At 67.4% G+C, this 8,135-nt stretch carries 6 protein-coding genes and 1 pseudogene; 4 read left to right on the top strand and 3 right to left on the bottom strand.

All coding sequences use genetic code 11. The annotated features are described in order from the left end of the window. The 4 genes from ACE5CZ_RS11805 to dinB all read left to right on the top strand — a co-directional run. The coding region (locus ACE5CZ_RS11805; protein ID WP_374947524.1) for a DUF6412 domain-containing protein at positions 1 to 187 on the top strand (187 nt) is incomplete at its 5' end. A gap of 68 nt (positions 188 to 255) precedes the next feature. Beyond that, positions 256 to 1,020 (top strand): membrane protein insertase YidC, encoded by a 765-nt coding sequence (yidC, locus tag ACE5CZ_RS11800; protein WP_374947523.1) that lies wholly within the window; start codon positions 256 to 258, stop codon positions 1,018 to 1,020. Between the two features lie 19 nt (positions 1,021 to 1,039). Continuing rightward, a complete protein-coding gene (locus ACE5CZ_RS11795; RefSeq protein ID WP_374947522.1) occupies positions 1,040 to 1,591 on the top strand; it encodes a DUF1697 domain-containing protein in 552 nt (183 codons plus the stop codon). Then, complete coding sequence (gene dinB / locus ACE5CZ_RS11790) at positions 1,588 to 2,817, top strand: DNA polymerase IV (protein WP_374947521.1); 1,230 nt, start codon at positions 1,588 to 1,590, stop codon at positions 2,815 to 2,817. The genes ACE5CZ_RS11795 and dinB overlap by 4 nt, the downstream gene beginning before the upstream one ends. Before the next feature lie 151 nt (positions 2,818 to 2,968). Here dinB and treZ read toward each other — a convergent pair whose 3' ends face one another. The 3 genes and pseudogenes from treZ to ACE5CZ_RS11775 all read right to left on the bottom strand — a co-directional run. Next, complete coding sequence (gene treZ / locus ACE5CZ_RS11785; protein ID WP_374947520.1) at positions 2,969 to 4,732, bottom strand: malto-oligosyltrehalose trehalohydrolase; 1,764 nt, start codon at positions 4,730 to 4,732, stop codon at positions 2,969 to 2,971. Then, a complete protein-coding gene (gene treY, locus ACE5CZ_RS11780; RefSeq protein ID WP_374947519.1) occupies positions 4,729 to 7,077 on the bottom strand; it encodes a malto-oligosyltrehalose synthase in 2,349 nt (782 codons plus the stop codon). Before treY ends, treZ begins: the two co-directional genes overlap by 4 nt. A 9-nt stretch (positions 7,078 to 7,086) precedes the next feature. Beyond that, positions 7,087 to 8,135, bottom strand: a pseudogene (locus ACE5CZ_RS11775) (glycogen debranching enzyme); the annotation flags it as partial.

Below are 8,135 nucleotides of genomic sequence, written 5' to 3'. Positions count from 1 at the left end.
CGCCCTCGCGGTCGCACTGTGCGCACACTACCTGGTGAGCCTGATCGGCGGCTCGAGCACGTCGCTCGTCGAGCAGACGAGCTTCGACCGCGCGGCCCTGCGAGTGCTGGTCGTGCAGAGCGATCCGAACGCGGCGGGGCGCCCGCGTACCAGGGCCCCCGCGCTCCCCATCCCGGTCGCCGCCTGAGCCGACCGCGCTCGGCACGCGATCACACGTCATCCATCATTCGCCCATGACGTTGGGATCTTTCTGCCATGAATCCGTACACCCTCGGCCCTGTTGCGGCCATACTCGATGCCGCCTACGAGGTCGTCGCGCAACTCGCTCTCCTCCTCGAACCCGTCTTTCCCGTGGCCGCCGCGGGCGCCGCGATCGTCGTCATCACGCTGCTGCTGCGCAGCGCGCTGATCCCTGTCGGAGTGTCCCAGGCGAGGGCGGAGGTCACCCGGCGTCGGCTGGCGCCCCGCATCGCTGAGCTCCGCCAGAAACACGCGAAGAATCCCGAACGCATGCAGCGGGAGCTGATGGCCCTGTACGCCGCCGAGAAGACGTCGCCGTTCGCCGGCTTGCTGCCCCTGCTCATCCAGCTGCCGATCGTGTCGCTCGTCTATGGACTCTTCACGCAGCTGCACGTGAACGGGCACTCGAACGGCCTGCTCGATCAGACCGTCTTCGGTGTGCCGCTCGGCACGAGCCTGTTCTCCGACTTCGGCTCGGGCCTCGACGTTCAGCGTGTCGTGCTATTCGGCGCCCTGCTGGCATCGATCGCGGTCGTGGCTACTCTCTCGCGGCGCTTCCTCGCGCCACTGCCGCCCGTTGCCCTGCCGACGGGCCCGGCACCGGCGGCCGCCGTGACTGTGCCGGGGGCGGAGTCGCTCACGCGCATCCTGGGTTATCTGCCGTATCTCACAGTGCTGTTCGCGGCATTCGTGCCGCTCGCCGCCACGATCTACCTCACCCTGACGACGGCATGGAGCTTCGCCGAGCGCCTGATCCTGCGTCGCCGAATGGCACAATGAGGGGAGCAAGGAGGCCGTGGTGACGACATACGTTGCGCTGGTGCGAGGCATCAACGTGGGAACCAGCACGCTGGTGCCGATGCCCGACTTTCATCGTGTGCTCGAAGAGGCCGGGTTCACCGCCGTGAAGACCCTGCTACGCAGCGGCAACGCGGTCTTCGACTCGACGACCCTCCTCTCGGCGAGCGATGTCGCTCACCTCGAGGCACGATTCGCCGAGGCGACCGGCGTCTCCGCCCGGTTCGTGGTGATCGAGGGTCGTGAGTTCGCGCGCGTGGTCGACGAGAATCCGCTCGTCGAATTCTCCGACGACCCGTCTCGTCTGATGATCTCATTCCTTCCCGGCCCTGCGCCCGAGGCTGTGACCATCGAATTACCGGATGCCGCCGGCCTGCTGCCCGAGGTCATCCGGCTCGGCAGCAGGGCCGTCTACGCCTGGTGCCCGAATGGAGTGTCGAAGTCGGCGATCCCGCTGAGATTCTGGAAACAGTTCGGGCCCGCTGCCACGACCCGCAACGCGAACACGGCGAACAAGCTCGTGTCACTGGTGCTGCCTAGACTCGAAGGATGACGCATCAGGCGGGGGTAGACGACTCGACCGCCACGATGCTGCACATCGACATGGACGCCTTCTTCGCCTCGGTCGAGCTGCTCGACCATCCCGAACTGCGCGGCCAGCCGGTCATCATCGGCCATGCCGGCGGCCGAGGGGTCGTCACCAGCGCCACCTACGAGGCGCGCCGGCTGGGGGTCCACTCGGCGATGCCGGTCTCCGTAGCCATGCGGCTGGCGCCGAAAGCCCACATCCTCGCGCCGCACATGCACCTCTACAAGCACTACTCGGCCGAGGTGATGCGCATCTTCCGCGATGTCACGCCGCTCGTCGAGCCGCTCAGCATCGACGAGGCCTTCCTCGACGTCTCCGGGGCCCGGCGGCTGCTCGGCAGCCCCAGCACCATCGGGGCGCTCGTTCGCGCCCGGGTGTTCGCCGAGACGGGTCTTACATGTTCGGTGGGTGCGTCGTCGACCAAGTTCGTCGCCAAGATGGCGTCGCAGCGCGCCAAGCCCGACGGCATGCTCGTCGTTCCCGAATCCGAGATCCTCGACTTTTTGCACCCGCTTCCCATCAAGGCGCTCTGGGGCGTCGGGGCCAGCACCGAGGCGGCCCTGGCCCGCATCGGCATCAAGACGGTGCGCGAACTCGCCGAGCTGCCGCTGCCCACGCTCACCCGTGCGGTCGGCGAGGCGTCGGGCCAGAAGCTGCACGCCCTGGCTCTCGGCATCGACCCGCGAGAGATCGTTCTCGAGCGCCAGGAGAAGAGCATCGGGCACGAGAACACCTTCGAGTTCGACGTGGCCGACCGCCGGGTGCTGCACCGAGAGCTACTGAAGCAGGCCAACCAGGTGGCCGTCAGGCTGCGCAGGGCCGGGCTCGAAGGACGCACCGTGGCGCTCAAGCTGAGGTTCAGCGATTTCACCACCATCACGCGCTCGCGCACCCTCGCCGAGCCGAGCGACCTCGGCAAACAGATCTACGACGAGGCCAGGGCCATCTTCGACGCGCTCGACCTGCGCGACGACCAGCGAGTGCGGCTCATCGGAGTGAGGGTCGAGCAGCTCGCAGAAGCCGGATCGAGCGTTCACCAGCCGTCGCTGTGGGTCGACGAGGCCGAGTCGCAGGCCGACGGATGGCGCGACGCCGAGCGCACCATCGACAAGCTGGCGGCGCGCTTCGGGTCAGGCGCGGTGGGCCCTGCGTCGCTCCTGCGCACGAAGAACCCAGCCGCTCCAAAATAGTGCGCGCTCCCGGATCGAGCAGGCCGTCCACAGCCGTATCGACAGCAGGGTGGGGGGATTTTAATAACGTCGTGTCGCGTCGTTATGCCCACTCTCACGGGCCGGATGGGCATGACGGCGCCACGCGAACGACGAGTCGAAGAGCGGGTCGTCAGACGCGGGGGCGGTAGACCGTCACGGAGTGACCGGCGACGCGGGCGTCGTCGCCCCGCGGGCTCGACTCGAGGAGGACGTCGCTCGACGACAGCAGGCTGCTCGGAGCGTCCATCGGCTCGGCCGAGAAGTTCACGAGCACGCTCGCATCGCCGCGCGTGAACTGCAGCCAGCGCTCGTTTTCGGAGAAGTCGACCGAGAGCTGCGGCCAGCGCGGGTCGGTGAACGCCGGTACGGTGCGACGCAGGGTCGTCAGCGCCGTGTAGAACTCCAGCAGCCGAGCGTGGGCGGAACCCGCGGCAGCAGGCTCGCTCCAGTCGAGTTTCGAGTCTGTGAACGTCGACAGGTCTTGCGGGTTCGGCACCTGCGACTCGTCCCAGCCCATGCGCTCGAATTCGGCGATCCGGCCCTCGGCCGTCGCTGTGCCCAGTTCGGGTTCCGGATGCGAGGTGAAGAATTGGAACGGTGTCGAGGCGCCCCACTCCTCGCCCATGAACAACATGGGCGTGTACGGGCCGAGGAGCGTGAGCGCTGCGGCGATGGCGAGCTGGCCTTCGTCGAGAGACGCGGTCAGCCGATCGCCGATGGCCCTGTTGCCGATCTGGTCGTGGTTCTGGTTGGCCACGACGAGACGCCAGGTGAGTACGGAGGCGGTATCGATGGGCTTGCCGTGGTGGCGGCCGCGAAAACTCGACCAGGTTCCGTTGTGGAAGAATCCCGACGTCAGAGCCTTGGCGAGGGCGCTCAGCGGCTCGAAGTCGGCGTAATAGCCGGAGACCTCTCGCGTGAGGGCGACATGCACCGCATGGTGGAAGTCGTCGCTCCATTGCCCGGCCAGACCGTATCCGTTGTTGTCGCGAGCGGTGAACATGACCGGGTCGTTGAGGTCGGACTCCGCGATGAGGCTGATCGGCCTGCCCACGAAGGCAGACCAGGCATCCGTTTCGGCGGCGAGTTCGCTAAGCAGGTGACGTGAGCTCTCGTCGTGCAGAGCGTGCACGGCGTCGAGACGCAGGCCGTCGACGTGGTACTCCTCGAACCACATGCGGGCATTGTCGAGAATGAACCGCCGCACCTCAGTGGAGCCATGCCCGTCGAGGTTGATCGCCTTGCCCCAGGTGGTTCCGGCGGCCTCGTGCTCGTAGGGCCCGAAGGCGCCGAGATAGTTGCCGCTCGGCCCCAGGTGGTTGTAGACGACGTCTTGCAGCACGCCCAGACCGCGCAGGTGACACGCGTCGACGAACCGGCGGTAGGCATCCGGCCCGCCGTAGGTCTCGTGAATGGCAAACCAGAGCACGCCGTCATAACCCCAGTTGTGCGTGCCGTTGAAGGCGTTGACAGGCATGACCTCGACGAAGTCGATGCCGAGCGACACGAGGTGATCCAGGCGGTCGATCGCGGAGTCGAGCGTTCCCTCGGGAGTGAACGTTCCGATGTGGAGCTCGTAGATCGCGCCGCCCGCGAGCTGGCGACCGGCCCAGTCGTCGTCGTTCCACACGTACGTCGTGGGATCGGTCGTGCGGGAGAGCCCGTGCACGCCGTCGGGCTGGCGACGAGAACGCGGGTCGGGCAACGGTTTGACGGTTTCGCCGTTCGCATCGTCGACGAGGTAGCCGTAGTCGACCTCGCCCTCCGGTGCGGCGGAACCGGCGGTCCACCAGTCGCCGGCGGTGCGGGTCAGCTCGATCGTCTGCTCGGCGGCTACGAGACGCACGCGATCGGCACGGGGAGCCCAGACATCGAAGCGGTGTCGAACGGTCATTCGGAGAGATCCTCTCGGACGGCGGCAAGGAGTGCCACGGGAAGGTCGGCGAGCAGCTCGGAGACAGCCACCGGACCGGCCTCGATTCGGCGACCGGTGAGTACGTCGACGCTGTCGCGCTCGATGGTGACCTGGGTCGACCCCCATCCGTCGGCCTGGCTGAGCGAGTACGGAAGGCGGGTCGCGATGGTGATCGCGCCGCCCCTGTCGAAGGCGAGAACGTGGCTGGCCGCGTCGCCGTGTGCCTCGACGGGCGCGTAGCCGGTGAAGAATTGCGGATGCTCGTGCCGCAGCCGCAGGGCACGCGACGTCACGAGAAGCTTGGCCGCGCCGGTCTCGTCGACCCTCGGCAGCTCGCCGGCGTCGAGGATCTCGAGCAGGCGACGTCGTTCATCGAAGTCGACGGGCCGGCGGTTGTCGGGATCGACGAGCGAGTTGTCCCAGAGTTCGGTGCCCTGGTAGACATCGGGAACCCCGACCATGGTGAGCTGGATCAGTTTCGCCGCAAGCGAGTTCGACCAGCCCGAGGGCCGGATGCGCGCGGCGAGCGACTCGACGAGCTCGTGCGTGCGCGGGTCGTCGTAGGCGGCGTCGACCGCGGCGTGCAGCGCCCCTTCGAATCTCTCGTCGGGCGCGTTCCAGGTCGTGGATGCGCCGGCTTCGCGAGACGCCTTCTCGGCGTAGGCGTGCAGCCGCTCGCGCTCGATCGGCCAGGCGCCGATGGCGGTCTGCCAGAGCAGCGAGTCGAAGGTCTCGTCACCGATGGGTGCGGACTCGCGCAGCCCGGCGAGCGTCTCGAGCCAGGCGTGCGGAAGCTCGGAGAGCACGTCGATGCGCGCACGCACGTCTTCGCCGCGCTTCGTGTCGTGGGTCGAGAGCGTCGTCATGGTGCGGGGGAACGACGCCATGCGCTGCCCCTGCCGAGCATGGAATTGCGCCCGGTCGATGGCGAACTCGGCAGGCTCGCCGCCCACCTCGTTGAGCGAGACGAGCCGGTTCCAGCGGTAGAAAGCGGTGTCTTCGACACCCTTCGCCATCACCATGCCGGACGTCTGCTGAAAACGGATCGCGGCGGCGTTGCTCGGATGCGCCAGGGCGGCCGTGACGACCGCGAGTTCGGCGGTGAGGTCGGGCCGGGCCGCGAGAGCCGTTCGGTGGGCCTCTTCGAGCGTGTCGATTCCCGACGGGAGATACGAGCGGTAGACCGGAAAGCAGGTCAGCAGTTCGGCGATGGCATCGGCGATCTCGGGGGATCCGCGCCATTTCGCGTCAGCCAGGGCGTCTTCGCGGTCGAGGTCGCGCTGGATGCGCAGCACCTCCGAGCGCAGAATGCCGTCGGCGATCGCGCGTTTCGTGTCGTGGATCAACGCCGTCCAGTTGTCGTGCGCGCTCTGGCCGTCGCCGAGCGCCAGCGCGACGTTCAAGATCTGCTCGCCCGAGGCATCCACCAGCACGCGATCGATGTCGCCGAGCGCGTCGTACCCGGTGGTGCCGGCCGTCTTCCACGTGCCCGGCAGTTTTTCGCCGCCTTCGAGGATCTTCTCGACCAGCACGTAGGCGCCGCCCGTGAGCTCGGCGAGATGCTCGAGGTAGTCCTCCGGGTCGGCCAGGCCGTCGGGGTGGTCGACGCGCAAGCCGTCGGCGATACCATTCGTGAACCAGCGCCCGATCTCGGCGTGCGACTCCTCGAACACCCACGGCACCTCGACCTTGACGCCCGCCAGAGTCGTCACCGCGAAGAAACGCCGGTAGTTCAGTTCGGCGTCGGCACGGCGCCAGTTCATGAGCTCGTAGTGCTGGCGCGAGTGCACGGTGATCGCGTCGGCGCCATCGTCGGCAGTTCCGGGGGCGACGGGAAAACGATTGTCGTAGTAGTGCAGCTCCGTTGTTCCGTCGGGCCCCGTCGCCAGCTCGAGTGCCTCGAGGGAATCGTCGCCCAGAACGGGCAGTCGCACCTTTCCGTGGCCGAACTCCCAGTCGACGTCGAACGCCTCGGCATACCGCGAGTCGCGCCCGTGCGTCAGCAGATCCCACCACCACACGCTGAGCGGCGGGGTCGCCACTCCCACGTGGTTGGGCACGATATCGACGAGCACGCCGATGCCCCGGGCATGCGCGGCCTCGGCGATCCGCTCCAGGCCTGCCGCCCCTCCGCGCTCCGGATCGACCCGCGAGTGGTCGATCACGTCGTAGCCGTGGTTGCTTCCCGGCTCCGCCTCGAGGATCGGCGACAGGTAGACCCAGTCGGCGCCGAGGTCGGCGAGGTAGTCGATCAGCGCGCTGGCCGCATCGAGCGTGAATTGCGCCGAGATCTGGAGCCGGTAGGTGGAGAGCGGTTCTCGCATGTGTCCTCGCTAGCCGTTGGACGGCTTGGTCAGGGGAATGGTGTCGATGGTGCCGGTCATGGCGGTGAGCGATGCGGCGACCGAGTGATCAGCCTCGGTGATGGGTTCCTGGTGCGCGCGAAGCACGACGAGAGACTTGGCGAGCACTTTCACCTTCTCGTTCGCACTGCGCAGCGGCCCGTCTGCGGCCTGGCCGGCCGAATCGATGACCACATCCCACGACTGCGAGTATTCGATGGGAGGGAGAACGAAGTCAACGTCTTGCGGTTCGGCGTTGAAATAGACAAGAAAATTCACGTCGCTGATGCGCTGGCCGCGTACGTCGCGACCGCGGATACCCTGCCCGTTGAGGAAGACGCCCACGGAGCGGGAGAGCGGAGCGTCCCATTCCTCGGGTTCCATCTCACGCGCATCCGAATTGAGCCAGACGATGTCGGGCAGCGGCTCGCCCTTGCCGCGTTTGACGGGGCGTCCGTCGAAGAACCGGCTGCGCCGGAACGTGGGGTGTTCCTTGCGCAGGCGCGTGACGGCGGCCGTGAACTCGTTGAGCGGAACGTCGGCGTGATCCCAGTGGATCCAGCTGATCTCGGAGTCCTGGGCGTAGGTGTTGTTGTTGCCCTGCTGGGTGCGACCGATCTCATCGCCGTGCAGCAGCATCGGAACGCCCTGCGAAAGCAGCAGGGTCGCCAAGAAGTTGCGCTGCTGGCGGGCACGCAGCTCGAGGATCACCGGATCGTTCGTGGGGCCTTCGACGCCCGAGTTCCACGAGCGGTTGTGCGATTCGCCGTCGTTGTTGTCTTCGCCGTTGGCGTCGTTGTGCTTCTCGTTGTACGACACGAGGTCGCGGATCGTGAACCCGTCGTGGGCCGTCACGAAATTGATGGATGCGACGGGTCGCCGCCCCGAGTGCTCGTAGAGGTCTGCAGACCCGGTGAAGCGCGACGCGAACTCGCCGAGACTGGCCGGCTCGCCGCGCCAGAAGTCGCGCACGGTGTCGCGGTACTTGCCGTTCCATTCGGTCCAGTTGGGCGGGAAGTTGCCGACCTGGTAGCCGCCCG

This window comes from Agreia sp., assembly GCF_964263775.1.
Classification (GTDB): domain Bacteria; phylum Actinomycetota; class Actinomycetes; order Actinomycetales; family Microbacteriaceae; genus Agreia.
This window is presented reverse-complemented; position numbering and strand designations above follow the sequence as displayed.

What these genes read in the sequence shown, in the direction of transcription:
- yidC (WP_374947523.1), top strand. Translation starts at nt 256, where the DNA reads ATGAATCCGTACACCCTCGGCCCTGTTGCGGCCATACTCGATGCCGCC.
- dinB (WP_374947521.1), top strand. Translation starts at nt 1,588, where the DNA reads ATGACGCATCAGGCGGGGGTAGACGACTCGACCGCCACGATGCTGCAC.
- treY (WP_374947519.1), bottom strand. Translation starts at nt 7,077, where the DNA reads ATGCGAGAACCGCTCTCCACCTACCGGCTCCAGATCTCGGCGCAATTC.
- treZ (WP_374947520.1), bottom strand. Translation starts at nt 4,732, where the DNA reads ATGACCGTTCGACACCGCTTCGATGTCTGGGCTCCCCGTGCCGATCGC.